At 60.0% G+C, this 23,292-nt stretch carries 37 protein-coding genes and 1 tRNA gene; 20 read left to right on the top strand and 18 right to left on the bottom strand.

The window, feature by feature from the left end; all coding sequences use genetic code 11:
- The first annotated feature begins 84 nt into the window (after positions 1 to 84).
- Entirely contained in the window at positions 85 to 741 is a 657-nt protein-coding gene (locus tag ABM562_RS03215; RefSeq protein ID WP_460420903.1) for a LexA family protein, read from the top strand.
- A gap of 126 nt (positions 742 to 867) precedes the next feature.
- Complete coding sequence (locus tag ABM562_RS03210; RefSeq protein WP_460420790.1) at positions 868 to 1,119, top strand: DUF1654 domain-containing protein; 252 nt, start codon at positions 868 to 870, stop codon at positions 1,117 to 1,119.
- Here ABM562_RS03210 and ABM562_RS03205 read toward each other — a convergent pair.
- Positions 1,116 to 1,478 carry a hypothetical protein gene (locus tag ABM562_RS03205; protein ID WP_460420788.1) on the bottom strand — a complete coding sequence of 121 codons (363 nt, stop codon included), beginning with the start codon at positions 1,476 to 1,478 and terminating at the stop codon, positions 1,116 to 1,118. The genes ABM562_RS03210 and ABM562_RS03205 overlap by 4 nt on opposite strands.
- Here ABM562_RS03205 and ABM562_RS03200 point away from each other — a divergent pair.
- The 5 genes from ABM562_RS03200 (at position 1,477) to ABM562_RS03180 (ending at position 3,625) form a co-directional block, all read left to right on the top strand.
- Entirely contained in the window at positions 1,477 to 1,779 is a 303-nt protein-coding gene (locus tag ABM562_RS03200; RefSeq protein WP_115086269.1) for a hypothetical protein, read from the top strand. The genes ABM562_RS03205 and ABM562_RS03200 overlap by 2 nt on opposite strands.
- A gap of 178 nt (positions 1,780 to 1,957) precedes the next feature.
- Positions 1,958 to 2,341, top strand: coding sequence for a response regulator transcription factor (locus tag ABM562_RS03195; RefSeq protein ID WP_115086267.1), 384 nt, complete (start codon positions 1,958 to 1,960; stop codon positions 2,339 to 2,341).
- Between the two features lie 22 nt (positions 2,342 to 2,363).
- Positions 2,364 to 2,633: a hypothetical protein gene (locus ABM562_RS03190; RefSeq protein WP_460420787.1), complete on the top strand. Its 270-nt coding sequence runs from the start codon at positions 2,364 to 2,366 to the stop codon at positions 2,631 to 2,633.
- Positions 2,630 to 3,154, top strand: coding sequence for a hypothetical protein (locus tag ABM562_RS03185; RefSeq protein ID WP_460420786.1), 525 nt, complete (start codon positions 2,630 to 2,632; stop codon positions 3,152 to 3,154). The genes ABM562_RS03190 and ABM562_RS03185 overlap by 4 nt, the downstream gene beginning before the upstream one ends.
- Before the next feature lie 78 nt (positions 3,155 to 3,232).
- The gene (locus ABM562_RS03180) at positions 3,233 to 3,625 is read left to right on the top strand and encodes a hypothetical protein (RefSeq protein ID WP_460420784.1); all 393 of its coding nucleotides are present in this window, start codon (positions 3,233 to 3,235) and stop codon (positions 3,623 to 3,625) included.
- Between the two features lie 48 nt (positions 3,626 to 3,673).
- Here the strand turns inward: ABM562_RS03180 and ABM562_RS03175 are convergent, their stop codons facing one another.
- A complete protein-coding gene (locus ABM562_RS03175) occupies positions 3,674 to 4,279 on the bottom strand; it encodes a hypothetical protein (protein ID WP_460420782.1) in 606 nt (201 codons plus the stop codon).
- Positions 4,280 to 4,425: 146 nt separating this feature from the next.
- On the opposite strand from ABM562_RS03175, the gene ABM562_RS03170 reads away from it, so the two are divergent.
- Together ABM562_RS03170 and ABM562_RS03165 are read left to right on the top strand one after the other, a co-directional pair.
- Entirely contained in the window at positions 4,426 to 5,205 is a 780-nt protein-coding gene (locus tag ABM562_RS03170; RefSeq protein ID WP_460420780.1) for a DUF2786 domain-containing protein, read from the top strand.
- A 13-nt stretch (positions 5,206 to 5,218) separates the two neighbouring features.
- The gene (locus ABM562_RS03165) at positions 5,219 to 5,608 is read left to right on the top strand and encodes a hypothetical protein (protein ID WP_460420778.1); all 390 of its coding nucleotides are present in this window, start codon (positions 5,219 to 5,221) and stop codon (positions 5,606 to 5,608) included.
- A 2-nt stretch (positions 5,609 to 5,610) separates the two neighbouring features.
- Here ABM562_RS03165 and ABM562_RS03160 read toward each other — a convergent pair whose 3' ends face one another.
- A complete protein-coding gene (locus ABM562_RS03160; RefSeq protein WP_460420776.1) occupies positions 5,611 to 5,778 on the bottom strand; it encodes a hypothetical protein in 168 nt (55 codons plus the stop codon).
- 81 nt (positions 5,779 to 5,859) lie between these two features.
- Between ABM562_RS03160 and ABM562_RS03155 the strand changes: the two genes are divergently transcribed.
- From ABM562_RS03155 to ABM562_RS03120, 8 genes are all read left to right on the top strand, one after another.
- Positions 5,860 to 6,666: a hypothetical protein gene (locus tag ABM562_RS03155; RefSeq protein ID WP_460420774.1), complete on the top strand. Its 807-nt coding sequence runs from the start codon at positions 5,860 to 5,862 to the stop codon at positions 6,664 to 6,666.
- Between the two features lie 84 nt (positions 6,667 to 6,750).
- Positions 6,751 to 7,068 carry a hypothetical protein gene (locus ABM562_RS03150; protein ID WP_460420773.1) on the top strand — a complete coding sequence of 106 codons (318 nt, stop codon included), beginning with the start codon at positions 6,751 to 6,753 and terminating at the stop codon, positions 7,066 to 7,068.
- The gene (locus ABM562_RS03145) at positions 7,065 to 7,349 is read left to right on the top strand and encodes a hypothetical protein (RefSeq protein ID WP_460420771.1); all 285 of its coding nucleotides are present in this window, start codon (positions 7,065 to 7,067) and stop codon (positions 7,347 to 7,349) included. The genes ABM562_RS03150 and ABM562_RS03145 overlap by 4 nt, the downstream gene beginning before the upstream one ends.
- Complete coding sequence (locus tag ABM562_RS03140; protein WP_460420769.1) at positions 7,346 to 7,594, top strand: hypothetical protein; 249 nt, start codon at positions 7,346 to 7,348, stop codon at positions 7,592 to 7,594. The genes ABM562_RS03145 and ABM562_RS03140 overlap by 4 nt, the downstream gene beginning before the upstream one ends.
- Before the next feature lie 373 nt (positions 7,595 to 7,967).
- Positions 7,968 to 8,156: a hypothetical protein gene (locus ABM562_RS03135; protein ID WP_460420767.1), complete on the top strand. Its 189-nt coding sequence runs from the start codon at positions 7,968 to 7,970 to the stop codon at positions 8,154 to 8,156.
- A 52-nt stretch (positions 8,157 to 8,208) separates the two neighbouring features.
- Positions 8,209 to 8,643 (top strand): hypothetical protein, encoded by a 435-nt coding sequence (locus ABM562_RS03130; protein ID WP_460420765.1) that lies wholly within the window; start codon positions 8,209 to 8,211, stop codon positions 8,641 to 8,643.
- A 42-nt stretch (positions 8,644 to 8,685) separates the two neighbouring features.
- Entirely contained in the window at positions 8,686 to 8,898 is a 213-nt protein-coding gene (locus ABM562_RS03125) for a hypothetical protein (protein ID WP_460420763.1), read from the top strand.
- Positions 8,898 to 10,004 carry a phage integrase Arm DNA-binding domain-containing protein gene (locus ABM562_RS03120; RefSeq protein WP_460420761.1) on the top strand — a complete coding sequence of 369 codons (1,107 nt, stop codon included), beginning with the start codon at positions 8,898 to 8,900 and terminating at the stop codon, positions 10,002 to 10,004. The genes ABM562_RS03125 and ABM562_RS03120 overlap by 1 nt, the downstream gene beginning before the upstream one ends.
- Positions 10,005 to 10,094: 90 nt before the next feature.
- Here the strand turns inward: ABM562_RS03120 and ABM562_RS03115 are convergent.
- The 9 genes from ABM562_RS03115 to thrS form a co-directional block, all read right to left on the bottom strand.
- Positions 10,095 to 10,171, bottom strand: a tRNA-Pro gene (locus ABM562_RS03115).
- Between the two features lie 106 nt (positions 10,172 to 10,277).
- On the bottom strand, positions 10,278 to 10,634 hold the full coding sequence (locus ABM562_RS03110) for a MerR family transcriptional regulator (RefSeq protein WP_010222411.1): 357 nt from the start codon (positions 10,632 to 10,634) through the stop codon (positions 10,278 to 10,280).
- Positions 10,615 to 10,917 (bottom strand): integration host factor subunit alpha, encoded by a 303-nt coding sequence (gene ihfA, locus ABM562_RS03105; protein WP_002553164.1) that lies wholly within the window; start codon positions 10,915 to 10,917, stop codon positions 10,615 to 10,617. The genes ABM562_RS03110 and ihfA overlap by 20 nt, the downstream gene beginning before the upstream one ends.
- Positions 10,918 to 10,920: 3 nt before the next feature.
- Positions 10,921 to 13,296: a phenylalanine--tRNA ligase subunit beta gene (gene pheT, locus ABM562_RS03100; protein ID WP_460420759.1), complete on the bottom strand. Its 2,376-nt coding sequence runs from the start codon at positions 13,294 to 13,296 to the stop codon at positions 10,921 to 10,923.
- Positions 13,297 to 13,332: 36 nt separating this feature from the next.
- Positions 13,333 to 14,349 (bottom strand): phenylalanine--tRNA ligase subunit alpha, encoded by a 1,017-nt coding sequence (gene pheS / locus ABM562_RS03095; protein WP_038994580.1) that lies wholly within the window; start codon positions 14,347 to 14,349, stop codon positions 13,333 to 13,335.
- Positions 14,350 to 14,453: 104 nt separating this feature from the next.
- Positions 14,454 to 14,810: a 50S ribosomal protein L20 gene (gene rplT / locus ABM562_RS03090; protein WP_010222414.1), complete on the bottom strand. Its 357-nt coding sequence runs from the start codon at positions 14,808 to 14,810 to the stop codon at positions 14,454 to 14,456.
- A gap of 29 nt (positions 14,811 to 14,839) precedes the next feature.
- On the bottom strand, positions 14,840 to 15,034 hold the full coding sequence (rpmI, locus tag ABM562_RS03085) for a 50S ribosomal protein L35 (protein WP_045194535.1): 195 nt from the start codon (positions 15,032 to 15,034) through the stop codon (positions 14,840 to 14,842).
- A gap of 60 nt (positions 15,035 to 15,094) precedes the next feature.
- Positions 15,095 to 15,646 carry a translation initiation factor IF-3 gene (gene infC, locus ABM562_RS03080; protein ID WP_177414878.1) on the bottom strand — a complete coding sequence of 184 codons (552 nt, stop codon included), beginning with the start codon at positions 15,644 to 15,646 and terminating at the stop codon, positions 15,095 to 15,097.
- Complete coding sequence (gene thrS, locus ABM562_RS03075; protein ID WP_115086335.1) at positions 15,646 to 17,568, bottom strand: threonine--tRNA ligase; 1,923 nt, start codon at positions 17,566 to 17,568, stop codon at positions 15,646 to 15,648. Before thrS ends, infC begins: the two co-directional genes overlap by 1 nt.
- Before the next feature lie 384 nt (positions 17,569 to 17,952).
- On the opposite strand from thrS, the gene ABM562_RS03070 reads away from it, so the two are divergent.
- Positions 17,953 to 18,255, top strand: a complete 303-nt coding sequence (locus ABM562_RS03070) for a hypothetical protein (protein WP_233673802.1) — start codon at positions 17,953 to 17,955, stop codon at positions 18,253 to 18,255.
- 160 nt (positions 18,256 to 18,415) lie between these two features.
- Positions 18,416 to 18,628 (top strand): cold-shock protein, encoded by a 213-nt coding sequence (locus ABM562_RS03065; protein ID WP_007956027.1) that lies wholly within the window; start codon positions 18,416 to 18,418, stop codon positions 18,626 to 18,628.
- A gap of 141 nt (positions 18,629 to 18,769) precedes the next feature.
- Here ABM562_RS03065 and ABM562_RS03060 read toward each other — a convergent pair whose 3' ends face one another.
- Both ABM562_RS03060 and ABM562_RS03055 read right to left on the bottom strand, forming a co-directional pair.
- The gene (locus tag ABM562_RS03060) at positions 18,770 to 19,090 is read right to left on the bottom strand and encodes an I78 family peptidase inhibitor (RefSeq protein WP_115086333.1); all 321 of its coding nucleotides are present in this window, start codon (positions 19,088 to 19,090) and stop codon (positions 18,770 to 18,772) included.
- Between the two features lie 130 nt (positions 19,091 to 19,220).
- Entirely contained in the window at positions 19,221 to 19,523 is a 303-nt protein-coding gene (locus ABM562_RS03055) for a hypothetical protein (protein WP_134063032.1), read from the bottom strand.
- Between the two features lie 191 nt (positions 19,524 to 19,714).
- Here ABM562_RS03055 and ABM562_RS03050 point away from each other — a divergent pair, with 191 nt between their 5' ends.
- Positions 19,715 to 19,963, top strand: a complete 249-nt coding sequence (locus ABM562_RS03050; protein ID WP_460420755.1) for a hypothetical protein — start codon at positions 19,715 to 19,717, stop codon at positions 19,961 to 19,963.
- On the opposite strand, the gene ABM562_RS03045 is transcribed toward ABM562_RS03050, so the two are convergent.
- The 4 genes from ABM562_RS03045 to ABM562_RS03030 form a co-directional block, all read right to left on the bottom strand.
- Positions 19,899 to 20,870, bottom strand: coding sequence for a nucleoside hydrolase (locus ABM562_RS03045; RefSeq protein WP_415842523.1), 972 nt, complete (start codon positions 20,868 to 20,870; stop codon positions 19,899 to 19,901). The two genes, ABM562_RS03050 and ABM562_RS03045, sit on opposite strands and share 65 nt — an antisense overlap.
- A 74-nt stretch (positions 20,871 to 20,944) precedes the next feature.
- Positions 20,945 to 21,349, bottom strand: coding sequence for a D-ribose pyranase (gene rbsD, locus ABM562_RS03040; RefSeq protein WP_115086329.1), 405 nt, complete (start codon positions 21,347 to 21,349; stop codon positions 20,945 to 20,947).
- Positions 21,346 to 22,254 (bottom strand): ribokinase, encoded by a 909-nt coding sequence (gene rbsK, locus ABM562_RS03035; RefSeq protein ID WP_115086328.1) that lies wholly within the window; start codon positions 22,252 to 22,254, stop codon positions 21,346 to 21,348. The genes rbsD and rbsK overlap by 4 nt, the downstream gene beginning before the upstream one ends.
- A gap of 14 nt (positions 22,255 to 22,268) precedes the next feature.
- Complete coding sequence (locus tag ABM562_RS03030; protein WP_115086327.1) at positions 22,269 to 23,291, bottom strand: LacI family DNA-binding transcriptional regulator; 1,023 nt, start codon at positions 23,289 to 23,291, stop codon at positions 22,269 to 22,271.
- Position 23,292 lies beyond the last annotated feature (1 nt).

Genomic DNA, 23,292 nt, shown 5'->3' with positions numbered 1-23,292 from the left:
GTGATCACGATGATAACTCAAGTTATTAAAGAGGCAAACACATGTTATTTGAAGGGTAATAACGCGTGTTTTACCCTTAGCGGCATGAATGAAGACAGCGGAACACTGAAAGACCGTATCTACGCGCGCCGTGTAGCGCTTGGCCTGAGTCAGCAGCAACTGGCCGAGAAAGCCGGTGTAAGCCAGGTGACGATCCAGCACCTGGAGAGCGGCCGAAACGCAACCTCCAAGAAATTGGTGGAGATCGCTCGCGCACTGAATGTCTCGGCTGAATGGCTGGACTCGGGAAAGCCAACCACTGCAGAACCATCAAATGTGGTCCCTACGGCTCAACCGAACATGTCCTACAGATACCCGGTCATCAGCTGGGTGGCTGCGGGCGCCTGGGCTGAAGCTGTCGAGCCCTTCCCGCCTGGGTTTTCCGATCGCTACGAAATTTCCGATTACAACTCGAAGGGTGTGGCGTTCTGGTTGGAGGTGCGCGGCGACTCGATGACCTCGCCAACAGGTACCAGCATTCCGGAGGGGATGATGATCCTCGTTGATACCGAGGCTGAGGTGACGTCTGGCAAGCTCGTGATCGCCAAGCTGGCAAACAGCGGCGAGGCCACGTTCAAGAAGCTTGTCGATGATGGCGGCAGGCGCTACCTCAAACCGCTTAACCCGGAATACAAGATGGTTGAGTGCGGAGAAGAGTGCCGGATTATCGGCGTAGCCGTTCGAGTAATGGGCAAGCTGTAATCGCTCCAATCACCCAAGAGCCCGGCCCTGTGCCGGGCTTTTTCGTTTCACCTGGTCTGGTCGATCTTGCCAAAGGTGCGCACCTCAAATACTGTACATCCATACAGCATGCAAGGAGGTACCTACATGGACCAAGGCATTCCAGATACACCGATCTCCCCCTCTTCCTACGAACTCCTCGGCCGCCGTGTCCGGCGATTGGTTGTCTCCCCGCATGTGCAAAAGCTCCAATCCGTCACGTTGACGCCTGCACCTGGTGAGCTGAAGGAAGACTGGGAGCGGCTACTGGATGAGCTGGGCAACACCGACGGTATACGGATCGACCGCCTCGAAAGTGGCGGCTACCGGATAGGCTGGCGTGAATACATCGACTGCTAACCAAAGCCCGCCGCCGAGCGGGCTTTCTTTTGTGCGAAAAAATAACCTAGGTTATTGACACAATGAAAACTCAAGTTATTATTCGAGCCATAACTCACGTTATACAGGTGCCGGATCACCACCGGCCAGCAACGAAGGCAGCGATGGACAGGCCTCAACAGTCCAGAGGGTTGGCAACTGACCCAGGCGTGCAGCGTAAAGCGCCAAGAACAGTTATCCGGCGGACCAGGGTCGCGGTCGGAGAGAACAATTCGAAGATTGCCAAAGACCGTCGCCAGTAGCGGGTCGCGGCAGATTTCACTGGCTGGCCTTGGCGACAGGGCCAGACGGGAAATCAACAGCGCGATCGAGGTCGCCATGAACGTAGAGCCATCGCAACAACACCTGACAGCCTCTATCGAGGGTGAGCAACTGGTCATTCGTGCAGGTGTCGAGTACCTGCTCAACATCATTCCGTTCACCGACACCTGGCCGACGAACAACGCCGGAGATCCTTGCAAGATCACGGACAAGGAGCAGTTCCTGAAGGACCTGATCTGCGAGCTGGGTCGCGAGAACGAGCAAGGCGCCACCCTGCTTCACCTGGCGATCGATGAGGCGGCCGCTGAAGTGACCGAGCAGGGTTACGAAAGCGTTGAGCTGCCGGAAGACTTCGACTGAACAACCAGCGCCACGTCAGCCTGACGGTAACTGCCCGATCACCTGGCTCCCCATCACCAGGCTGCATCGGTGGATCAACTGGCCGAGGACAACCCCGCCGCTCATGCGCATGCCGAAGCGGGTCGCGCTATGACGCCAGTTGCTCCACCAATGCAGCCAACACCCGAGGTTACTCATCATGGAAACGATCACCAGCGGCTCATGGAAGGGCTTCCTCGGGCGCGGCCTGGCCCCGCGTGAACTTGAAGCACTGCTTGCGGTAGCTCAGGGCATGACAGCCAAAGAGATTGCCCGCCTGATGCAGATCACCCCGGGCACCGTGGCCAACCGAATCGAGAACGCGATGTACAAGCTCGGCGTTCACCGGCGTGCGGCCCTGGTCGCCGAAGCCATGAAGCGCCAGATCATCAGCCCGATGTGCATCCTGCTGGTCGGCTTGATGGCCATGCACGCAGTCACGGGCGACACCGACCCGATGCGCCGCGACCGCCGCGTGCCTGAACGCCGCATTGCCCAGGTCCGAATCATCCGCAAGGCCGAATCCTTCGACCTGCACGCCTGACACCCACCCCGAGGAGCTCACCATGCACCCAGCCATGCAGCAGCGCGTGGACGGCCTGGCCGCCCTGCGCGAACGAACCATACTGGCCACCGCTGACTTCTACGCCAAGATCGGCCTTACCGCTCCAGCGACTGAGCCGCGGTACAAGGCCGTAGCCAAGGGCAAGGCGTGGCACATCGTCGACGTGGAGACCGGCAAGACGCGGTGTTTCTGCTTCACCTACAAGGCGGCCCTGCGGTTTGTTGATGCTCTGGAGGCAGCTGCGACGCGCAAGCTGGTAGGGCGGCAATGATCGGCGGCCCTATCCACAATGAGCACCAGCAGGTGCTGGATCAGCTCAGCGCCAGCATTGACCAGTTCTTTGCCAGCGGCGGCAAGCCAAAGGAGTTGCCCGGCCCTTCGTTTGAGCCGCGCCCTACCCGGCCGATTGCCGCTGACGCTGTGGCCGAGGATAACGGCCCGCCGAAGCCCGGCAGCCGCGCCGAGATCAACCTGGTGCGCGACCTGGCCAAGACCCACACGTTCACCGAGGCCGTCGAGGCCAGCGGTATCGAGCGCGCCCGGCTCCTCCAGCTGTCGAAGGCTCACCTGATCACCTTCTTGGTCAGCAGCACCGAGCGTAGAGCCCGGACAGCGGCGAAGAAGAAGCGCGAAGACCAGCGAGCCGAGCACTGCAAGCAGATCAAGGCCCTGGCCGGTACCGGCATCACCCGGAACAAAGCCGCGCAGCAGCTCGGCATCAGCTATGGCTACCTGGTCCGGCTGATGAAGGCCCATGGCATCGACTTTCCGGCCAGAGGCAGATTGAAGTGAAACGCATGAACCGCGCCCGGCACGGCCGGCGCCAGCAATGGATCAACCTGCCGCCCAGCGGCTTGAGAGGTAGCGGCAATGGCCGAGAAGAAGACAGGGGCAGCCAAACACTCGGCGGACTACCGCGACAGGAAGAAGGCCGAAGCAGAACGCTTTGGCATCGAGCGGATACAGGTGGAGATGGCTGCCGGAACCCGAGAGGGAATGTCCGGAGCGATGAAGGCCCACGGCTACACCCAGCTGCAGGAGCTGCTGCAAAACCTACACCGGTCCTTCCTGGCTGCCTCCCCGGATGAGCAGGCGCGCCGACTGCAACAACCTGACGCGCCAGCTTTTGAGATATCAACAAAGCTTGCACGCCAGTTTGAGGAGGCCAGTCTGGTCGAAATTAGGCGCGACCCCGGCTACGAAATCGAACCGCCTAACCCATTACAGCACAGCGAGCAGCGGCGGCTCGACATACTGCGCTGAGCAAATAACACGAACATATCCGGAGAGGATGATGCCGGCACCAACTCACTATTTTCGAGCTCGTTTTCCCACATCACATTGAATATCAATCCATGCCTCTTCAAGCTCAATCCGCAATAATCTTTTAAATTCATTAACCATATCTAAAACAGGCTGGGCACTATCGCCCTCCTTCATATTCAATAAGTCTTTTACCATCTTATTATCAAGCTTTAATATCTCTGCGGTACTAACATCATCACGACTTAGCAACATCTCAAACCTTACGGTGAGCACAGCGATCTGCCGATAGATTTCGAAAACTTCTGCGCTACCGCAAAACCCAGGGGCTTTAGCGGTCTTAACGGCCATGGTAACAATCGCCTGCAGATACTCAGAGGCGCACCCCCTAAGCTCAACCATCCACTGATGACGAAAGTTGCTCAAGTTAGCCAAAATCTGATTTTTCTGAACCCGAACCGTGAGCCAAGCAACCAATAGAGCAACCACTACCCCGGCTGCACTAGGAATAGCTGCAGCCCAGTCAGTGTCAGACTCTACGAATACGGTCAGGGGCGCATCTTTTGTGCCTACAGATAGTGTCGAAGTCTTCTCTACCGATATTCCTTTTCCGTCGTAACGAATATCCGCAACATTCAGACTGAAGGTTTCCATTAAGCACCATCCCGATCAGTTTTTTGTCGATGGTACTCATTGCAATATTATATTGCCACTACTCCTTCGGCAGTACATAGGCCTTCCCCGCTTCAACGAATCACGCCACCCCGGCGAGGGCGGCGCCTGCACGCAAGGACATCGACATGACCAACAAACAGCACGACGAAAGCAAGCTCGAGCGCGTGATACGCAAGATCAAACGCTGCATGGCGCTCTCCAAGAGCTCGAACGAGAACGAGGCGGCCACGGCCATGCGTCAAGCCCAGGCACTTATGCGCGAATACCGCCTGACCGAGCTGGACGTGCACCTGAGTGATGTGGGCGAAGTCGAGTCGGAGAAAGCCAGGGCCAGGCGCAGGCCAACGTGGGACCTGCATCTGGGCTCAATCGTTGGAGAGGCATTCGGAGTTCGGTCGCTCTCCAGGCGCAGTTGGTGCAAGTCGACAAGCCGCGTTATGGACCGCGAATTGTTCGTTGGAGTTAGCCCGGCGCCGCAGATCGCGATGTATGCCTACGAAGCACTGCTGACCAAGCTAACCCAGGCCCGGCGTGAGTATGTGTCGCAAGTGCGAGCTGGCAAGCAACGCAGTTCCTATTCACCTGAAACTGCTGGAGATCATTTTGCGCTGGCCTGGGTGTCGGCAGTGCACGACAAAATTCACGAACTGGTGCCCCGGGGTGAAGAAGATCTCGCCATCGGCCAGCACTCCAATGGTCGCGAACTGGTGGCGGTCGAAGCGCAAGACAAAGCCCTGATCGAGCAGTACCTGTCAGGGAGAGAGATTGGCAAGGCCAGGAAGGCCCGCGAGATCGAGCTGGACCTGGATGCCCAGATTGCCGGGCTGCTCGCCGGTCAGCGTGTGGAGCTCAATCCGGGGCTGGCCACTGGAGGCCAGGAGACTCTACAGATCGGTGCGGCCTGATACGGAGAACACCATGAGCACATTCGCAGTCTTCGGCATGACCGCCGACGTAGCGCTGGCTGAGGCCAGGAAGACCACCAAGACGACCAGGCCGAGCGGGAAAGCTGGCTGCCCCCCCCTGGAGCTGACCTTGGCGGAGTGGAATCTGGCCGTCGAGCAGCAGGCGGCCAAGATCATGGCCGGCGAAAAGGTGAAGCAGTTGAGCCAGATGTTCGACGCACCGCAGTACGCCCAGCAGTTCATGGAGCTTGCGAGGAAGACAGGCAAGTGCCGCGATCTACGCATCAGGGCCAAGTGCGAGATCACCGACGCCGAAGGGAGGCCGGTGATCAACAAGAAGACCAAAGCGCCGAAGGTGGGCTGGACTGAGTACCAACCACTCCCATCGACGCATGCGGCTTGATGTTACTCGGGCTCTACCGTGTGCAGATTCTTGATGTCGCCCTTGTTTTCAATGGCAGCAATCCCAGTTTCACGAAACAGAACAAGCGTGTACTGATCCTTGCTCGCTACGTTGACGATGTCGTCATAGGTGTACTTGGTGCCATCGTGCTTCTCGATTACTACCTTCATTCCCGCGTTCCTTTTCAGGTTGATTGAGCGCTAATCATTACCTCACTTCATATCAAAACGCCACTCCGGCGAGGTATCCCCATGCCCACAGAAAACCGATCCAGCAACACCGAACAGATGGTCAGCGTGCCGATGAGTACGCTGGAGAAATGCCTACGTGATGCAAACCTGGTGCGCTTCACATGCGACAAACACGTACTGCTTTTGCAGGATCTGCTTTCCCAGCCAGCCGCCCAGCACCAGGGCGAGCTGGTGGCGTGGCGTTACCGAGAGCATGGAGGTGGCAAGTGGTCAGTAACCCAAGAGCCGCCGGGTAGCTGGTACATGGGCGCCGCTGATTATGAAATCGAACCCCTGCACACCCACGCCGATGCTGGCGAGGTTGAGCGCTGGAAGTCCAACCACAAGGCCGCAATTGCTGAGGCCGAAGGCTGGCGAGAAGAGGCCGACACCCTGCGCGCTCAGTTGGGCGAGGCGCTAACACTGGCAGAGAAGGTCAGAGATGCAAACCTTGGCATGCAGCGACAGCGCTTGAGTGACTTGCTAACGTATTTGTTCAGGACATCAGCCGGCGCAGAGCCTGCACCAACCTCCGACGGCTTCAGCGCCGGTGACATGGCCGACCAGGGTGCCAAGGCGTTCGCTGCGCGTGATCCGGAGGCTCAGGAGTTGCGCGCGAAGCTGGCCGAGCGGGAGAACCAGTGCGCCAATCTCCGGGCCACCATCAACGCGGTGCGGACTGTGTTTGAGGACAATGTGGATGTAGTTGAATACATCGATGCTTTGACGACCGGCAGTGCTGAGCCGAGCGCGCCGGTAGAGCGCGACCAGGGCATCCCTGGCACCTCATTCCAGCGCCTGAACATGCTCGCCAATCAGGGCGAATGACCAAGGAGTACATTTGTACTCCACTCCGTTTTAACCCCTCTCCCCTCTATTGAACAGCCGCGATATGGCGGCAAGGACGAAGTCATGCCTGAAGAAATGAAGCTGATTCAACGTGTGGCAGTTGAGCGCGACGAGAACGGATGGTGGCACCACCCAGGCATCCCCGACTTTGACGGGACGGAAGACCCGGCGCCATACAAAGCCTGGATCGCCGAGCAAGGCCTGGAGCTGAAGACCTGGGACATGGAAGCAGAGCTGGACTTCCACCCCTACTGGGATGGCGAAGCCCACTGCAACGGTTGGGAGCCAGAGGCACCTGGCCCTGAGTGGTTCCTGATGGGCATCTTCGACACGGAGGACGGCCCGCATGTGCAGTGGGCGCGCCGCGTGGTGACGCCATGAAACCGTACCCCTTGAAAATCGAGTCCGTAGGCGAAGACACCTACATCGTCATGAGCCGCGGTCACCACGACCTTGGAGAGTTCATGAAGGCTGCAGTCGAGCAGCGCCCGAACTGGTCTCTTGGCGGACCGGTTCACGTTTGGGTGAAAACCACTCCAGGCCATGGCACGTATGACCGCTTGTACAACTTCGTGCCTGAAGGCACCCGCGGAGCCTGGCCGGCCACCTACTGCTTCGAGTGGGGCGAAGGCTATGAGCGTTACAACGAGGTGCAGCCATGACCCGCCTCGCCCTCTGCCTCCTGCTGCTGGCCACCGGCGCCAGCGCAACCGAGAACGTCATCGACGTGCAGCACGACAGCCAGCGCGGCGTCACCTGCTACCTGCTGAACGGGGTCGGCATCAGCTGCATCCCCGACAGCCAGCTGCAGGCCGGCAACGAGCGCCAGCTCTCCCCGCACGAACAAGACACCCCTACCCCTGCAAAGGCGCCAGTGCACTGGAATGAAGAGAGGTATGAGCTGTGATCGACAAAGAGAAGCTGAAGGCTCTGGCTGAGGATGCGACGGGGTTCACAGACATGAGCTTGCCGCCTGATGCGGTCCTGGCCCTGCTCGCGGAAATCGAACGACTGCAGGGCCTTCAGCCTGTGCCCCCCACCGCGCCCACCGGAAGGCGAAGGCCTGCCGCGCTACGGTCTTCGCTGGAATGGACCGAGCAGCCCACTGGCGGTACCGATGGAGGACGGTTACTGGACGCCCTGGCATCTGGCCGACCAGCTCAAGGCCGAGCGCGATCGCTTGCGGGAAGACCGCGACGGCCTGCTGGAATCTGGAGGACACCTTCTAAGACCCTGCCCTTAATGTACATGGCCTGCCTGATCTGGATGGGGCCGAGGCCATGATCCCGCGCACGGGCTATCTCCGGCGCAAGCTTGAGGCTGCGCTGATCCGCCTGGCGATCAACATCTTGATGGACCGGAACGTCACCCGGTCCCTGGTCGTCAGCCGCCGCGACAACAACGACATGTGGCATATGGCCGAACGGCTGGATGGCATCGCCGACCGCATCGCCCGCGGCTACCCGTAACCCCTCCCCCTACAACAACTCAAGCCTGCCGGTAGGCGGGCAAGGAATTCGTATGTCCGAAAAAACCGTAGCGGCAATCATGGAGCAAGCCCAGGTGTTCGCAAGCAGCTGGTCAATGGTTAGCGGGCCGTTCGCCGCCGAAAACCAGCTCGAGCTGGCCAAAGGCGAAAAAACAGAGCTGGAAAAACTGATTACTGCCGCGCTTGAGGGGTCGGTCGGCGCTCCGCAGGAGGTCGGCGAGATGATCGAAGCATTGCTTGGATGGCACAGGCGCCAAGCCGACCAGTTGCAACTGGTCAGCGATAACGCCAAGGAAGGCGTGACCCTGCAGCTCGGCGTTGATGATCCTGTCGAGATTGTTCTTACAAAAGACATGGCAAAGGGATTGCGCATCGGTCTCGTCCTTGCCCTAGAGCGCCTTGGCAAGCTCCCGATCAGCGTCAGCCACGACGGCGATGACGACCTAGATCCAGATGACGACGAATAACCCCTCACCACCTCTGCCGCCATGCGCGGCGTGGAGACAATCATGAAAAGAGAACTGATCAAGATCAGTGAATTCCAGCGCCGAAAATGGGGCGAGAACGGCACTCCGCTGTGCTCCCAGGCCATTCGCAATTACCTGCGTGACCGCAAGCTACCCGGCGAGCGCATCGGCAATATCTGGTACGTTGACTGGGCCGCCTACCAGCGGACCACCGGCAATGCACTGGTAGACATGGTGCTGAAAGGAGCTGCGTAATGGTTCCTCGACCAAGGAACAAGGCCAACAAAGGCCTGCCCCAGAACCTCTACTTCGACGCGCGCCGGGGCACATACCGCTACCGGCGCCCAACAGACGGGAAGTGGTTCCAGTTCGGCGGCGACCGCGGCAACGCTATTGACGCTGCCTCACAACTGAATACCACCTTCCTGCGCGGCGGCGACCTTGTGGCCGCTGTCCTGGGAGAAACCACGATCACCATCGCCGAGTTCCTGGATACCTACGAGCGGGACGTACTGCCGCCGCGGGAACTGGCAAAGGCAACGCTCGACCTGTACGCAGTCAGGTTCAAGCAAGTCAGGGCCGCCCTCGGCGAGCGGCCGGTGGACCAAATCACCATCCGCATGGTCGCCGAGTTCCTGGAGCCACTGACCGCCCGCGCCAGCAACCAGGCCCGGGCAATCCTCATCGATGTGTTTAATCACGCTGCGGCGAAGGGCCTGTGCCCGGACAACCCGGCGGCCAGCACCATCCCCAAGATCGAGAAGAAGCAGCGCAAGCGCCACACCGTCGAAGGCCTCAAGGCCATCCGCGAGAAGTCCCCGCGCTGGCTGCAGAACGCGATCGACCTGGCATTGATCACCGCACAGCGCCGCGGCGACATCCTCAACATGAAGTTCGAAGATGCGCGAGACGGGTTCCTGTACGTGGTCCAGAGCAAGACCGAGAAAGCATCTGACGCAGGTTGGCTGAAAATCAAGATCACCGACCAGTTGGGCGAAGTGCTGACCAGGTGCCGGGATGACATCCTGTCGCCGTATCTGGTGCACCGCCGGCCGGAAAGAAAGAAGAAACGCGAAGGAAAAGATCACTGGACGAAGGTGGACGAGAGGTTTCTCACCCGGGCCTTCAAGGATGCGAGGGATGCCGCCGGCTGCTACAACGACCTCAAAGAGGAAGAGATGCCGGGGTTTCATGAAGTGCGCGCCCTATCCCTTCACCTGTACAAACGAGCAGGCAAAGACGGGCAGAAGATCGCCGGACATGCTACCGAAGGCATGACCAGGAACTACCAGAAAGGGCACGAAGATGTGGTGTGGTCCGAGGTCGAAGCTGACCTGGATATCGGCGATTTCGCCGGGTAGTTTTGCGCGAGTTTTGCGCATGTTTTGCGCGGGCACAAAAAAGCCGGTTCAGATAACCGGCTTAACTGCCTGATTTTACTCAGTAAATAATGGTCGGGACGGAGTGATTCGAACACTCGACCCCTTGCACCCCATGCAAGTGCGCTACCGGGCTGCGCTACGCCCCGACTGGGCTTGAAGCATGTTCCCCTGGTTGCTGAGAACGTTGAAGAATGTACCCTAACCTTTTGAATTATGGAAGCATTTTTTCCAAAATTCCGGGCCCGATAAGGGTTACTTCTTCAGCACCACCAACACGTCTTCCAACTCGACAATCATCTGCCGGATCAGTTGTTTGTACTGGGTGGTGTCGTCCTTGGCTTCATCGCCAGAGAGGCGCAGGCGCGCCCCGCCGATGGTGAAGCCTTGGTCGTACAGCAGCGCGCGGATCTGGCGGATCATCAGCACGTCCTGGCGCTGATAGTACCGCCGGTTACCGCGGCGCTTTACCGGGTTGAGTTGCGGGAATTCCTGCTCCCAGTAGCGGAGCACGTGCGGTTTTACCGCGCAAAGCTCACTCACTTCACCAATGGTGAAGTAGCGTTTGCCTGGAATCGGCGGAAGCTCGTCGTTATGACTTGGTTCCAGCATAGGCCTCAACTCGGGCTTTCAACTTCTGCCCTGGACGAAAGGTGACAACCCGACGTGCCGTGATCGGGATTTCTTCCCCGGTTTTGGGGTTACGGCCCGGCCGCTGGCGCTTGTCGCGCAGGTCGAAATTGCCGAATCCGGACAATTTGACCTGCTCGTTGTCTTCTAGAGCGTGCCTGATTTCCTCAAAGAACAGCTCGACCAATTCCTTGGCCTCGCGCTTGTTCAGGCCCAGCTCCTCGTACAGCCGTTCGGCCATCTCAGCTTTCGTCAGAGCACCCATACGCTATTTCCTTAACGTGGTGTTCAACCTTTGTTCGAGCGAGGTGAGGATGTTTTGCGTCGCGGTGTTCACCTCTTCATCATTAAGAGTGCGCGATGGATGCTGCCAGGTCAAGCCGACGGCCAGGCTTTTTCTATCAGGATCAATGCCTTTACCCTGATAAACATCAAACAGCCTGAGGTCTGTGAGCCATTCGCCTGCATTGTCACGAATTACTTCAAGCACCGAGCTCGAAGCAACATCACGTCCTGCCACCAAGGCCAGGTCACGACGCACTTCCGGGAACTTCGACAGCTCGCTGAACTTCGGCAGGCGGCCTTCGGCCACTTCGCCCAGGACCAGCTCGAAGACGTACACCGGACGATCCAGGCCCAGGGTCTTGGCCAGCTCCGGGTGGATGGCACCCAGGTAGCCGACTTCGCGACCGTCACGCTCGATGCGTGCGGTTTGGCCCGGGTGCAGCGCCGGGTGTTTGCCCGGGACAAAGCTGAACTCGGCGAGCGAACCGGAGAAGCCCAGTACCGCTTCAACGTCTGCCTTCACATCGAAGAAGTCGATGCTGTCACGGCCGTTGGCCCAGCCTTCCGGCAGGCGGCTGCCGCAGACCACACCAGCGAGCATCGGCTGCTGCTTGAGGTCACCCAGCTGGCCGACGAAGCGCAGGCCGCTTTCGAACATGCGCACGCGGTCTTGCTGGCGGTTGAGGTTGTGCTGCAGCGACTTGACCAGGCCCGGCCACAGGGAGGCACGCATGGCCGCCATGTCGCTGGAGATCGGGTTGGCCAGCAGCAGCGGCTCGACGCCCGGGCTGAACAGTTCGAACAGTTTCGGGTCGATGAAGCTGTAGGTGATGGCTTCCTGGTAACCACGGGCCACCAGCAGGCGGCGCAGGGCTGGCAGTTCGCCACGGGCTTCAGCCTTGGCCTGCGGGGCCAGGCGCGCTTGCGGGTAACGTACCGGCAGGCGGTTGTAGCCGTACAGGCGCGCCAGTTCTTCGATCAGGTCGACTTCCAGGCTGATGTCGAAGCGATGGCTAGGTACTTCGACCTGCCACTGCCCTTCCCCGGCGGTGGTTTTCAGGCCCAGGCCGTTGAGCAGCTGCTCGACGTCGGCACTGGCCATTTCCATGCCCAGCATCTGGGTCAGGCGCTCGGCGCGCAGGGTGACCGGTGCAACCTTCGGCAGGTGCGCTTCGCTGGTGACGTCGATCACAGGACCGGCTTCGCCGCCAACGATCTCCAGCAGCAGGCCGGTGGCGCGCTCGATGGCTTCGCGAGCCAGCTGCGAGTCGACGCCACGCTCGTAGCGGTGCGAGGCATCGGTGTGCAGGCCGTAGGAGCGGGCCTTGCCAGCAACGGAGATCGGCTCGAAGAAGGCGCTCTCGAGGAAGATGTCGCGGGTGCCCGCGGCAACGCCACTGTGCTCACCACCCATCACGCCGGCAATGGCCAGGGCGCGGCTGTGGTCGGCGATCACCAGGGTGTCGGGGCGCAGGGTAACTTCCTGGCCGTCCAGCAGTACCAGCTTCTCGCCCTCTTCTGCCATGCGCACGCGGATGCCGCCGTTGATCTCGGCGAGATCGAAGGCGTGCATCGGCTGGCCGAGTTCGAGCATCACGTAGTTGGTGATGTCGACGGCAGCGTCGATGCTGCGCACGTCGGAGCGACGCAGGCGCTCGACCATCCACAGCGGGGTCGGCTTGGTCAAGTCGACGTTACGGATAACGCGGCCCAGGTAGCGCGGGCAGGCAGCGGGCGCCAGCACTTCAACCGGACGCACTTCGTCGTGGGCAGCAGCAACGGCCGGCACTTGCGGACGGGTAACCGCTACGTCGTACAAGGCACCCACGTCACGGGCCAGGCCCGCCACAGACAGGCAGTCGCCACGGTTCGGGGTCAGGCCGATCTCGATGCTGGCGTCGTCCAGGTCCAGGTACACGCGAATGTCTTCGCCAACCGGAGCGTCGGCAGCCAGCTCGAGCAGGCCGTCGTTTTCTTCGCTGATCTGCAGCTCGGCCGCCGAGCAGAGCATGCCGTTGGATTCAACGCCACGCAGCTTGGCTTTCTTGATCTTGAAGTCGCCCGGTAGCTCGGCGCCGATCATGGCGAACGGGATCTTCAGGCCAGGGCGCACGTTAGGCGCACCGCACACTACCTGGAAGGTCTCGCTGCCGTTGCTGACCTGGCACACGCGCAGCTTGTCGGCATCGGGGTGCTGTTCGGTGCTCAGCACCTCACCGACGATGATGCCGCTGAACTGACCGGCGGCCGGGGTGACGCTGTCGACCTCAAGGCCGGCCATCGACAGACGGGCGACCAGATCGTCACGGGATACCTGCGGGTTGACCCAACCGCGCAGCCACTTTTCACTGAATTTCATCCTGCTCTCCTGAAAGATTCGTTACGGGTGCGCGACCTAGCGAAATTGCGCAAGGAACCGCAAGTCGTTGTCGAAGAACAGGCGCAAATCGTTGACGCCGTAACGCAGCATGGCCAGGCGCTCGGCGCCCATGCCGAAGGCAAAGCCCTGGAATTCTTCGGGATCGATGCCCGACATGCGCAGCACGTTCGGGTGAACCATGCCGCAGCCCATGACTTCCAGCCAGCCGGTCTGCTTGCACACGCGGCAGCCTTTGCCGCTGCAGATGACGCACTGGATGTCGACTTCAGCCGAAGGCTCGGTGAAGGGGAAGAACGACGGACGGAAACGTACCGCCAGCTCTTTTTCGAAGAACACTCGCAGGAATTCTTCGATGGTGCCTTTGAGGTCGGCGAAATTGATGTCGCGATCGATCAACAGGCCTTCGACCTGGTGAAACATCGGCGAGTGGGTCAGGTCCGAGTCGCAGCGGTAAACGCGGCCCGGGCAGACAATGCGGATGGGCGGCTGGGTGGACTCCATGGTCCGCACCTGCACCGGCGAGGTGTGGGTACGCAGCAGCATGTTGGCATTGAAATAGAAGGTGTCGTGCATTGCCCGGGCCGGGTGGTGGCCGGGAATGTTGAGCGCTTCGAAGTTGTGGTAGTCGTCTTCGACCTCAGGGCCTTCGGCGATGCCGTAGCCGATGTGGGTGAAGAACTGCTCGATGCGTTCCAGGGTACGGGTGATCGGATGCAGACCACCGGAGGTCTGGCCACGGCCCGGCAGGGTCACATCAATGCACTCGGCAGCCAGACGGGCGCTGAGCTCAGCTTCTTCAAACGCCGCCTTGCGCGCGTTGAGCACCTCGGTGACGCGTTCCTTGGCGTCGTTGATCAGCGCGCCAACTTTTGGCCGCTCTTCGGCAGGCAGGTTGCCCAGGGTCTTCATCACCTGGGTCAGTTCGCCTTTCTTGCCAAGGAATTGCACCCGGATCTGTTCCAGGGCATTGATGTCTTCAGCGCGTTCCACGGCCTCCAGGGCTTGGGAGACCAGCGCGTCCAGGTTTTCCATGTACAGACTCCAGATACGAAATAGGGGAAGAGCGCAGGCTCTTCCCCTATTAAGACGTTTAACACCAGGCGCCGGAAATGACGCCAGGTGATTGTCGGGGGTACTTAAGCCAGCGAGGCTTTAGCTTTCTCGACAATCGCAGCAAACGCCGCTTTTTCGTTCACTGCCAGATCGGCCAGAACCTTGCGGTCGATTTCGATCGACGCTTTTTTCAGGCCAGCGATCAGGCGGCTGTAGGACAGACCGTTGATACGCGCACCAGCGTTGATACGAGCGATCCACAGAGCGCGGAACTGACGTTTTTTCTGACGACGGTCGCGGTAGGCGTATTGGCCTGCCTTGATGACCGCTTGCTTGGCAACACGGAATACGCGCGAGCGAGCGCCGTAGTAGCCTTTAGCCAGTTTCAGAATTTTCTTGTGACGCTTACGAGCGATGACGCCACGCTTTACACGAGCCATGAGTAACTTCCTCTATCTAGAACCAAAAATTAACGAAGGCGCAGCATGCGCTCGACTTTTGCCACGTCCGACGGGTTCAGCAAGCTGCTACCACGAAGTTGACGCTTACGCTTGGTCGACATTTTGGTCAGGATGTGGCTCTTGAAAGCGTGTTTGTGCTTGATGCCGTTAGCCGTTTTCAAGAAACGCTTGGCTGCACCGCTTTTGGTTTTCATTTTTGGCATGTTCGGATACTCCGCATTCAGTTGATAAACATAACCGCAAGGCCTGCCGTGCCCTGGTGGTTATTTCTTTTTCTTGGGTGCGATGACCATGATCAGCTGGCGTCCTTCCATCTTAGGATGCTGTTCGACAGAACCGTATTCCACGAGGTCACCTTCAACCCGCTTCAGCAGTTCCATACCCAGCTCCTGGTGGGCCATCTCACGACCGCGAAATCTCAAGGAAATCTTGGCCCTGTCCCCATCACTCAGGAAACGTACCAGGTTGCGTAGTTTTACCTGGTAATCCCCCTCCTCCGTCCCTGGACGAAACTTGATTTCTTTAATCTGGACCTGCTTCTGATTCTTCTTGGCCTCGTTGGCTTGCTTCTTCTTTTCGAAGAGGTGCTTGCCGTAGTCCATGACCTTACAGACAGGCGGTACTGCGTCGGCAGAGATCTCTACCAGGTCCAGCTTCGCTTCTTCAGCGATACGAAGCGCTTCATCAATCGAGACGATGCCAATCTGCTCGCCGTCAGCGCCAATTAACCGAACCTCGCGTGCCGAGATATTCTCGTTGATCGGGGCCTTCGGTGCAGCTCGTTTATCGTTTCTCATTTCACGCTTAATAGTAATTACTCCGATTCTTGGCGACCACGCCGGGAAACCGCTTGAGCGAGGAATTCAGCGAATTGAGCGACGGGCATCGAGCCCAGGTCAGCGCCTTCACGAGTACGCACAGCGACGGTTTGCGTTTCGACTTCGCGATCCCCTATAACCAAAAGGTAAGGGACCTTGAGCAAAGTATGCTCGCGGATTTTAAAGCCGATTTTCTCATTTCTCAAGTCGGACTTGGCACGGAACCCGCTTTCGTTGAGAGTTTTTTCAACATTCTGGGCGAATTCGGCCTGCTTGTCGGTGATATTCATGATCACCGCCTGGGTTGGCGCGAGCCAGGCCGGGAATGCACCTTCGTAGTGCTCGATGAGAATTCCGACGAAACGCTCGAACGAACCGAGGATTGCACGGTGCAGCATCACGGGATGCTTGCGGCCGTTGTCTTCGGAAACGAATTCGGCGCCCAGACGGATCGGCAGGTTGAAATCGAGCTGCAGGGTACCACACTGCCAGACGCGGCCCAGGCAATCTTTCAGCGAGAACTCGATCTTCGGCCCGTAGAAGGCACCTTCGCCCGGCTGCAGGTCGTACGGCAGGCCGGCGCTGTCGAGGGCGGCGGCCAGTGCAGCTTCGGCGCGATCCCACAGCTCATCGGAACCGACGCGCTTTTCAGGGCGGGTCGAGAGCTTCATTTCGATGTCTTTGAAGCCGAAGTCGGCGTAGACATCCATGGTCAGCTTGATGAAGGCGGCGGACTCGGACTGCATCTGCTCTTCGGTGCAGAAGATGTGCGCGTCGTCCTGGGTGAAGCCACGTACACGCATGATGCCGTGCAGCGCACCCGACGGCTCGTTACGGTGGCAGGCACCGAACTCGGCCAGACGCAGCGGCAGCTCGCGGTAGCTCTTCAGGCCCTGGTTGAACACCTGCACGTGGCATGGGCAGTTCATCGGCTTGATGGCGTAGTCGCGGTTTTCCGACTGGGTGGTGAACATGTTGTCGGCGTAGTTGGCCCAGTGGCCAGACTTTTCCCACAGCGAACGGTCAACAACCTGCGGAGTCTTGATCTCCAGGTAGCCGTTCTCGCGCTGAACCTTGCGCATGTACTGTTCCAGAACCTGGTACAGGGTCCAGCCGTTCGGGTGCCAGAACACCATGCCCGGCGCTTCTTCCTGGAGGTGGAACAGGCCCAGGCGCTTGCCGATTTTACGGTGGTCGCGTTTTTCGGCTTCTTCGATGCGCTGAATATAAGCAGCCAGCTGCTTCTTGTCGGCCCAGGCGGTGCCGTAGACGCGCTGCAGCTGCTCGTTTTTAGCGTCGCCGCGCCAGTAGGCGCCGGACAGCTTGGTCAGCTTGAAGGATTTCAGGAAACGGGTGTTCGGCACGTGCGGGCCGCGGCACATGTCGACGTATTCTTCGTGGTAGTACAGGCCCATGGCCTGTTCATCCGGCATGTCCTCGACCAGGCGCAGCTTGTAGTCTTCGCCGCGGGCCTTGAACACTTCGATCACTTCGGCGCGCGGAGTGACCTTTTTGATGACGTCGTACTCGGTTTCGATCAGCTGCTGCATGCGCTGTTCGATCGCCGCCATGTCTTCGGGCGTGAAAGGACGCTCGTAGGCAATGTCGTAATAGAAGCCTTCGTCGATGACCGGACCGATGACCATGCGCGCAGTCGGGTACAGCTGCTTGACCGCGTGGCCGACCAGGTGGGCGCACGAGTGACGGATGATCTCCAGCCCCTCTTCGTCCTTGGGCGTGATGATTTGCAGGCTGGCATCGTTCTCGATCAGGTCGCAGGCGTCGACCAGCTTGCCGTCGACCTTGCCGGCGACGGTGGCTTTGGCGAGGCCCGCACCAATGGATGCGGCGACTTCGGCAACCGAAACTGCCTTGTCGAATGAACGTTGACTGCCATCGGGAAGAGTAATAATGGGCATGGCGCCTCCTCTCCTAGTGGTGACCCCTACCAAAGGTCACGTGGGTTGGGATGAGCCAGTACGCGATCCGCCCCTGCCTTTGCACAAGCAAAGCCTGCCTCACAGTGGCAGAAGCCCGAAGGCCTGTCAGGGAACGAACCAGAGTGACTGGAATAGTAAAAAAACAGTTGGGAGCTGCAAGCCGCAAGCTGCAAGAAAAAGCCGGCGGCGAGCTCAAGCCACGCATGCTAGCACAAAGCTTTCGGGCGATTGCGGGCAGATTGACCGGCTGGGCAGAAATATTCGGAAATTGAGCCTTGGCGGTGAACTTGCGCGGATTTTTTCCGCTCAGAGTTTGTGAAGCGTCCTACTCTTGTGAGACTCGACCCCAAGGAGTGTTTGGTTATGCGACTTCAGTCTCTTCTGGCCCTGGCGGCTGCCGGAGCCCTGCTGCTGCCTTTCAGCGCCCATGCCGAATGGTCTGCCGAGAGGAAAGCTGCCTATATGACGCAATGCGTGCAGGTGGCGACCCAGCAAGGCGTCGACGCCAAAAAGGCGGACCAGCATTGCAAATGTGGTGCTCAGGCCATCGGAAAGAACTTCACCCAAGCCGAAATCGAGGATCTGGACAGCAAAGATGGCGTCGATGCCAAGCTGATGCAGAAAGCTCATAAGGTGGTGCAAGAGGCTTGCGCCCCGAAAACATAGGCCTTTTGGCCAGTTATCCATCGCTAATTTGCTCCAGATCAGCAATCTGCGAAGGTAAAAGGGGCTACAAGCCCATAATTAGACTATGATGGTCGGCGTGCACCCTGTTGGCCTCGGCAACACCGCACTACTGAAAATCATGTTTCCTGGAGATACACCCATGTCTAATCGCCAAACCGGCACCGTAAAATGGTTCAACGATGAGAAAGGCTTCGGCTTCATCACTCCACAAGGTGGCGGCGACGACCTGTTCGTTCACTTCAAGGCTATCGAAACCGACGGTTTCAAAAGCCTGAAGGAAGGCCAGACTGTCTCCTTCGTTGCCGAAAAAGGCCAGAAGGGCATGCAGGCTGCACAAGTTCGTCCAGAGTAAGATCTGACCGAATAAAAAAACCCGTCCTTGTGGCGGGTTTTTTTGTGCCTGTATTTTGGGGCTGCTTTGCAGCCCATCGCTGGCAAGCCAGCTCCCACAGGGGCTTGTGGGAGCTGGCTTGCCAGCGATGAGGCCCCGGGCTTAGCCGCAGTTCACGCGGGTGATCACGCCTTTTTCGTCGGCGTTGAGGTTCAGGCGCTCGGAGCGGTATTCCAGGGTCATGACGTCGTGAGGCTTGAGCACACGGGCCAGTTGCGAGCCACTGGCTTTGCGCGCCTGCTCGAGCAACTCGGGGGTGGCCGGCTTGCCGATGGCGAACTCGGCGCCGCTGGCCTGGCAACGGCCATCGGTATTGGCGGCAACGTCTTCCGGGGCCTTCGACGATGAGCCACCAGTGCTGCTGCAACCTGCCAATACAGCGACAGCCAACAGGCTTGCCAATGATGCACGCGTGCGGAACATGAATCCTCCTTAAATACTTGAATGCTGCCCATATGACAGCACTCCTGGTTTTTCGTTGCAAAACCGGACCATTGTGCCCGAGCCAGAGCGCTCAAGGCCAAGAGCAATCGTGACCGGATTTTGCACACGCTCAATACAGGTCGATGTAATCGTTGGCCGGATTGGGCCAGTTATTCTTCAGGGCGTTGTACACCTGTTGTATCCAGCGCTCGTCGGCGGCCATCTGCGGGCCTACGCAACCTGAGCCCGCGGCCCAGGTTTCCAGACGAAAGGACAGGCCGTCCAGGTCTCGGCCACCGGTGACCTGGGACAACCAGGCAATGCCGTCGCGATTGACCCGCAGCTGGTTGTGTACCGCGCCATTTCCGGCCACCAGCAGGGCCCGCACGTTATCGAGGGTGAAGTCTTGGGGGTTGGTCAAATCGATCTGCACTGCGCTGTCCCGGCAAGCTAAAACACCGTTAGTTTGCCACGCCCCTGTGCTTATGCCTAAGTCGCAGTGCGCGGCAAGCGGCCCGCATGATTTACTGCAAGCATCGGCGGAGTGCAGGCCAGCCTCCCCTTCAAACGCCAGGGCCCGGCATTTGAACCGACAGCGTGCGCAGTTTTCATTCGAGAATCTTCATGACAAGCCACACCATCGATGCCGACATCAAGGTCAAATGGCCTGAGGGTCAGAGCGCCTACAGCCCGGCCAGCGCCGAAGAATTGCTGCTGATCGCCCTCGATTTGCTGGTCAAGGACCTGGGCCCGGACGACGCGCGCAGCTACGTCGACCAGGTCTTTGAACGTTACACCCAGCCGCCGGTCATGGCAGACGTGCCAGACGAGCACTCAACAGATCAAAAAAGCCCTGGGCATCACCCTCTGTAATCCAGGTGACATTGCCCGGCTGTTTCAGGGTGCCATACCAGTCGGTGATGGTCTGGCCAAAGGTCGGCCCGTCGCGGCTGTCGACCTGCATGAATACCTGCCGGCCGGTGAACAGCTCAGGCTTGAGCAGGTAGGCAATCACCGTGGTGTCATGCACCGGGCCGCCGGGGATGCCGTAGTGCTTCATGTCCGCCTTGACGTAGGCGTTGAGAATATCCACCACGCGCTTGCTCGCCGCATTGTTCAGGTCAGCAATCTGTTTCAGCCGCGCCTCGCTGGTCAGCACCTTGTGGGTGACATCCAGCGGCAGGTAAGTCAGCTTGACCCCGCTTTTGAGCACCACTTCGGCAGCGTGGGGATCGGCAAACAGGTTGAACTCGGCCACCGGCGTGATATTGCCGCCATTGAAGTGGGCGCCGCCCATGACGATCACTTCCTTGATGCCGTTGACGATCTCTGGCGCCTCGATCAGCGCCAAAGCCAGGTTGGTCTGCGGGCCGAGCATGGCCACGGTGATGCTGTGCGGCTTGGCACTGCTCAAGGTGTCGATCAGGTAGCGCACCGCATTGCCGTTGGCCAGTCCCTTCTGCGGCTCGCTGACCGCCACTCCGGGTAAACCTTCTTCGCCATGGATGTCGGCGGCGTAGATCGGCGTGCGCAGCAACGGCCTGGGCGCGCCGGCGTACACCGGAATCTCTTCGCGCCCCGCCCACTCCCGGGCCAGGCGGGCATTGCGCGAGGTCTTTTCCAGGCGCACGTTGCCGGCCACGGTGGTGATGGCGCGGATCTTCAGCTCATCAGGCGAAGCCATGGCCAGGAACAGCGCCACTACGTCATCGGCGCCGGGGTCGGTATCGATAATCAGGTCAATGGGCGCAGCCTGGGCGCCAGCCGACAGCATGGACATCAGCAGTACTCCTTGGAGCAAACGTTTGGCACAGTTCAACATGAGACACGTCCTTATGATCAGATGGAAAAACGCTAGAAGGTCACCCCGGCAACCAACGCGATATTGCTGTAGGGCTGACATTCACCGGTCCGCACGATGGCGCGGGCACTGCGGCTCAAGTGCTTGAACTCGTCATGGCTGAGCAGGCGTCGGACGCCCAGCTCGCCCTGGGCAGTCAACTGCTCGACCGCTGTCAGACCAGGCGGCTGATGCTGGAGGATTTCGTCCGCCAGCACGTGGCTTTCGACCTGCATTTCACTCAGCACTATGCGCAGGGTGCTGGCGAAATCCGGAATGCCCGGCGTCAGCGCCAGGTCGATCAGCTCCACACCCGGCGGCACCGGCAAACCGGCGTCGCCGATCAGCAGGATGTCGCCATGGCCAAGGGAGGCGATCAGGCGCGACAGGGCGATATTGAGCAACGGCGTCTTCTTCATGGCTGCAGCTCGGCGAGGTGCGGAATCGACGGCTGTGCACCCGCACGAGTGACCGACAGGGCCGCGGCACGTTGGCCGAAGGCGATGGCCGCACCCTCCTCTTCGCCGCGCGCCAGGGCCGCGGCGAAACCGCCGACAAAGGTGTCGCCCGCCGCCGTGGTATCCACCGGCTTCACCACCGGCGCCGGGAAATGCCTGAATGCCTGAGCATCGGCAAACAATGCCCCCTGAGCCCCCAGGGTGACAATCACCTTGCCAACGCCCATGGCCAGCAACCGGGTGGCGGCCGCCTTGGCGCTTTCCAGGTCGTTGACCGGCAGCCCGCTGAGGGCTTCGGCTTCGCTTTCGTTGGGGATCAGGTAGTCGATATTGGCAAACCATTCTGCCGGCAGCGGGCCGCTGGCCGGCGCCGGATTGAGAATCACCGTCTTGCCCAGCGCCCTGCCCCGCTCAAGGGTGTAGGCAACGGTCGCCATGGGCACCTCCAGCTGACAGATGATCACGTCAGCTTGTTGCAGCAAGGCATCGAAGCGCTGCACCGACTCGGGCAGCAACTGGCCATTGCCACCGGCAATGATGACGATGGCGTTCTGGCTGGCAGCATCGACCACAATCAGCGCCACACCGCTGGACACCCCGGCGGCAATGCTCACCGCCTGGCAGTCGATCTGCTCAGCGGCCAGGGCCTGGCGCAGTTGCTGGCCATAGGCATCGTCACCGACGCAGCCAACCATCGCCACCTGCGCCCCCAGGCGCGCCGCCGCCACCGCCTGGTTGGCGCCCTTGCCACCCGGCACCGTGACGAAGGTTTCACCCACCAGGGTTTCGCCACCGCGCGGCAGGCGCTGGGCGCGCGCCACCAGGTCCATGTTCAGGCTACCTACCACTACTACATTGGCTTGCATGTGCGGGCTCGTTCTCAGCGGTAATCATTGAAAAGGTCGGGGCGCGGCGCCGTGGATTCGCGCAGGACGATGCTCGGTGCGACGATGCGCTGCTCCGGGGCACCGCGCAGGGGTTCGGCGATGCGCCGCAGCAGCAGTTCGGCGGCGCTCTCGCCCAGTTCGCGGATCGACTGGCCGACGGTGGTCAACGCCGGGAACACGTACTGGCTGATCTGGATGTCGTCGAAGCCGATCACCGACAGCTCGCTGGGCACGCAGATATTGCGCTCGGCGGCAGCACGCAATACGCCGATACCGATCATGTCGTTGCCGGCAAAGATCGCCGTCGGCCGCTCGCCTTCAAGCAGCGCCGCCGCCGCGGTATAGCCACCGATACTGGTGAATTCGCTGCTCAGCAGCCAGTCCTGGCGCGGGGTAACGCCGGCTTCGGCGAGCGCCCGATGGAAACCGGCCAGGCGCAACTGGGCGACGCTGGTGCTGGCCGGGCCGCCAATGCAGGCGATGTCGCGATGGCCCAGTTCCAGCAGGTGCCGGGTCGCCAGGTATGCACCCTGCTCGTGGTCGATTCGCACCAGGTCGGCAGCCACGCCTTCCAGCGCGCGGTCGACGATGACCATCGGCGTGCGCACGCTGGCCAGGCTGTCGAGCAGGTCGCTGTCTTCACCGACCGAAGCGACGATCAGGCCGTCGATGCGTTTTTCCAGCAGCACGCGCAGGTAGCTGCGCTGCTTCTGCGGGTTGTCGTCGGAGTTGCAGAGGATCACGCAGTAGCCGTTGCGTTCGCAGCCGTCCTCGATACCGCGTGCCAGCTCGGCGAAGTACGGGTTGACGCTGTTGGGCACCAGCAGGCCGATGGTTGCGGTGCTGCGGGCCTTGAGCGAACGCGCTACGGCGCTGGGCACGTAGTCGAGCTCGGCGATCGCCGCTTCGACTTTAAGGCGCACCGGTTCGCTGACCGGGCGGGTCTTGTTCAGTACATGGGACACGGTGGTGTAGGAAATCCCCGCCAGTGCCGCAACATCTTTGATGGTTGCCATT

The sequence above is a fragment of the Pseudomonas sp. ZL2 genome, assembly GCF_054788455.1.
The sequence above is the reverse complement of the archived record's forward strand: the minus strand, read 5'-3'. Positions and strand labels throughout refer to the sequence as shown.

What these genes read in the sequence shown, in the direction of transcription:
- ABM562_RS03215 (WP_460420903.1), top strand. Translation starts at nt 85, where the DNA reads ATGAATGAAGACAGCGGAACACTGAAAGACCGTATCTACGCGCGCCGT.
- ABM562_RS03210 (WP_460420790.1), top strand. Translation starts at nt 868, where the DNA reads ATGGACCAAGGCATTCCAGATACACCGATCTCCCCCTCTTCCTACGAA.
- ABM562_RS03200 (WP_115086269.1), top strand. Translation starts at nt 1,477, where the DNA reads ATGAACGTAGAGCCATCGCAACAACACCTGACAGCCTCTATCGAGGGT.
- ABM562_RS03205 (WP_460420788.1), bottom strand. Translation starts at nt 1,478, where the DNA reads ATGGCGACCTCGATCGCGCTGTTGATTTCCCGTCTGGCCCTGTCGCCA.
- ABM562_RS03195 (WP_115086267.1), top strand. Translation starts at nt 1,958, where the DNA reads ATGGAAACGATCACCAGCGGCTCATGGAAGGGCTTCCTCGGGCGCGGC.
- ABM562_RS03190 (WP_460420787.1), top strand. Translation starts at nt 2,364, where the DNA reads ATGCACCCAGCCATGCAGCAGCGCGTGGACGGCCTGGCCGCCCTGCGC.
- ABM562_RS03185 (WP_460420786.1), top strand. Translation starts at nt 2,630, where the DNA reads ATGATCGGCGGCCCTATCCACAATGAGCACCAGCAGGTGCTGGATCAG.
- ABM562_RS03180 (WP_460420784.1), top strand. Translation starts at nt 3,233, where the DNA reads ATGGCCGAGAAGAAGACAGGGGCAGCCAAACACTCGGCGGACTACCGC.
- ABM562_RS03175 (WP_460420782.1), bottom strand. Translation starts at nt 4,279, where the DNA reads ATGGAAACCTTCAGTCTGAATGTTGCGGATATTCGTTACGACGGAAAA.
- ABM562_RS03170 (WP_460420780.1), top strand. Translation starts at nt 4,426, where the DNA reads ATGACCAACAAACAGCACGACGAAAGCAAGCTCGAGCGCGTGATACGC.
- ABM562_RS03165 (WP_460420778.1), top strand. Translation starts at nt 5,219, where the DNA reads ATGAGCACATTCGCAGTCTTCGGCATGACCGCCGACGTAGCGCTGGCT.
- ABM562_RS03160 (WP_460420776.1), bottom strand. Translation starts at nt 5,778, where the DNA reads ATGAAGGTAGTAATCGAGAAGCACGATGGCACCAAGTACACCTATGAC.
- ABM562_RS03155 (WP_460420774.1), top strand. Translation starts at nt 5,860, where the DNA reads ATGCCCACAGAAAACCGATCCAGCAACACCGAACAGATGGTCAGCGTG.
- ABM562_RS03150 (WP_460420773.1), top strand. Translation starts at nt 6,751, where the DNA reads ATGCCTGAAGAAATGAAGCTGATTCAACGTGTGGCAGTTGAGCGCGAC.
- ABM562_RS03145 (WP_460420771.1), top strand. Translation starts at nt 7,065, where the DNA reads ATGAAACCGTACCCCTTGAAAATCGAGTCCGTAGGCGAAGACACCTAC.
- ABM562_RS03140 (WP_460420769.1), top strand. Translation starts at nt 7,346, where the DNA reads ATGACCCGCCTCGCCCTCTGCCTCCTGCTGCTGGCCACCGGCGCCAGC.
- ABM562_RS03135 (WP_460420767.1), top strand. Translation starts at nt 7,968, where the DNA reads ATGATCCCGCGCACGGGCTATCTCCGGCGCAAGCTTGAGGCTGCGCTG.
- ABM562_RS03130 (WP_460420765.1), top strand. Translation starts at nt 8,209, where the DNA reads ATGTCCGAAAAAACCGTAGCGGCAATCATGGAGCAAGCCCAGGTGTTC.
- ABM562_RS03125 (WP_460420763.1), top strand. Translation starts at nt 8,686, where the DNA reads ATGAAAAGAGAACTGATCAAGATCAGTGAATTCCAGCGCCGAAAATGG.
- ABM562_RS03120 (WP_460420761.1), top strand. Translation starts at nt 8,898, where the DNA reads ATGGTTCCTCGACCAAGGAACAAGGCCAACAAAGGCCTGCCCCAGAAC.
- ABM562_RS03110 (WP_010222411.1), bottom strand. Translation starts at nt 10,634, where the DNA reads ATGCTGGAACCAAGTCATAACGACGAGCTTCCGCCGATTCCAGGCAAA.
- ihfA (WP_002553164.1), bottom strand. Translation starts at nt 10,917, where the DNA reads ATGGGTGCTCTGACGAAAGCTGAGATGGCCGAACGGCTGTACGAGGAG.
- pheT (WP_460420759.1), bottom strand. Translation starts at nt 13,296, where the DNA reads ATGAAATTCAGTGAAAAGTGGCTGCGCGGTTGGGTCAACCCGCAGGTA.
- pheS (WP_038994580.1), bottom strand. Translation starts at nt 14,349, where the DNA reads ATGGAAAACCTGGACGCGCTGGTCTCCCAAGCCCTGGAGGCCGTGGAA.
- rplT (WP_010222414.1), bottom strand. Translation starts at nt 14,810, where the DNA reads ATGGCTCGTGTAAAGCGTGGCGTCATCGCTCGTAAGCGTCACAAGAAA.
- rpmI (WP_045194535.1), bottom strand. Translation starts at nt 15,034, where the DNA reads ATGCCAAAAATGAAAACCAAAAGCGGTGCAGCCAAGCGTTTCTTGAAA.
- thrS (WP_115086335.1), bottom strand. Translation starts at nt 17,568, where the DNA reads ATGCCCATTATTACTCTTCCCGATGGCAGTCAACGTTCATTCGACAAG.
- ABM562_RS03070 (WP_233673802.1), top strand. Translation starts at nt 17,953, where the DNA reads ATGCGACTTCAGTCTCTTCTGGCCCTGGCGGCTGCCGGAGCCCTGCTG.
- ABM562_RS03065 (WP_007956027.1), top strand. Translation starts at nt 18,416, where the DNA reads ATGTCTAATCGCCAAACCGGCACCGTAAAATGGTTCAACGATGAGAAA.
- ABM562_RS03060 (WP_115086333.1), bottom strand. Translation starts at nt 19,090, where the DNA reads ATGTTCCGCACGCGTGCATCATTGGCAAGCCTGTTGGCTGTCGCTGTA.
- ABM562_RS03050 (WP_460420755.1), top strand. Translation starts at nt 19,715, where the DNA reads ATGACAAGCCACACCATCGATGCCGACATCAAGGTCAAATGGCCTGAG.
- ABM562_RS03045 (WP_415842523.1), bottom strand. Translation starts at nt 20,870, where the DNA reads ATGTCCATGCTGTCGGCTGGCGCCCAGGCTGCGCCCATTGACCTGATT.
- rbsD (WP_115086329.1), bottom strand. Translation starts at nt 21,349, where the DNA reads ATGAAGAAGACGCCGTTGCTCAATATCGCCCTGTCGCGCCTGATCGCC.
- rbsK (WP_115086328.1), bottom strand. Translation starts at nt 22,254, where the DNA reads ATGCAAGCCAATGTAGTAGTGGTAGGTAGCCTGAACATGGACCTGGTG.
- ABM562_RS03030 (WP_115086327.1), bottom strand. Translation starts at nt 23,291, where the DNA reads ATGGCAACCATCAAAGATGTTGCGGCACTGGCGGGGATTTCCTACACC.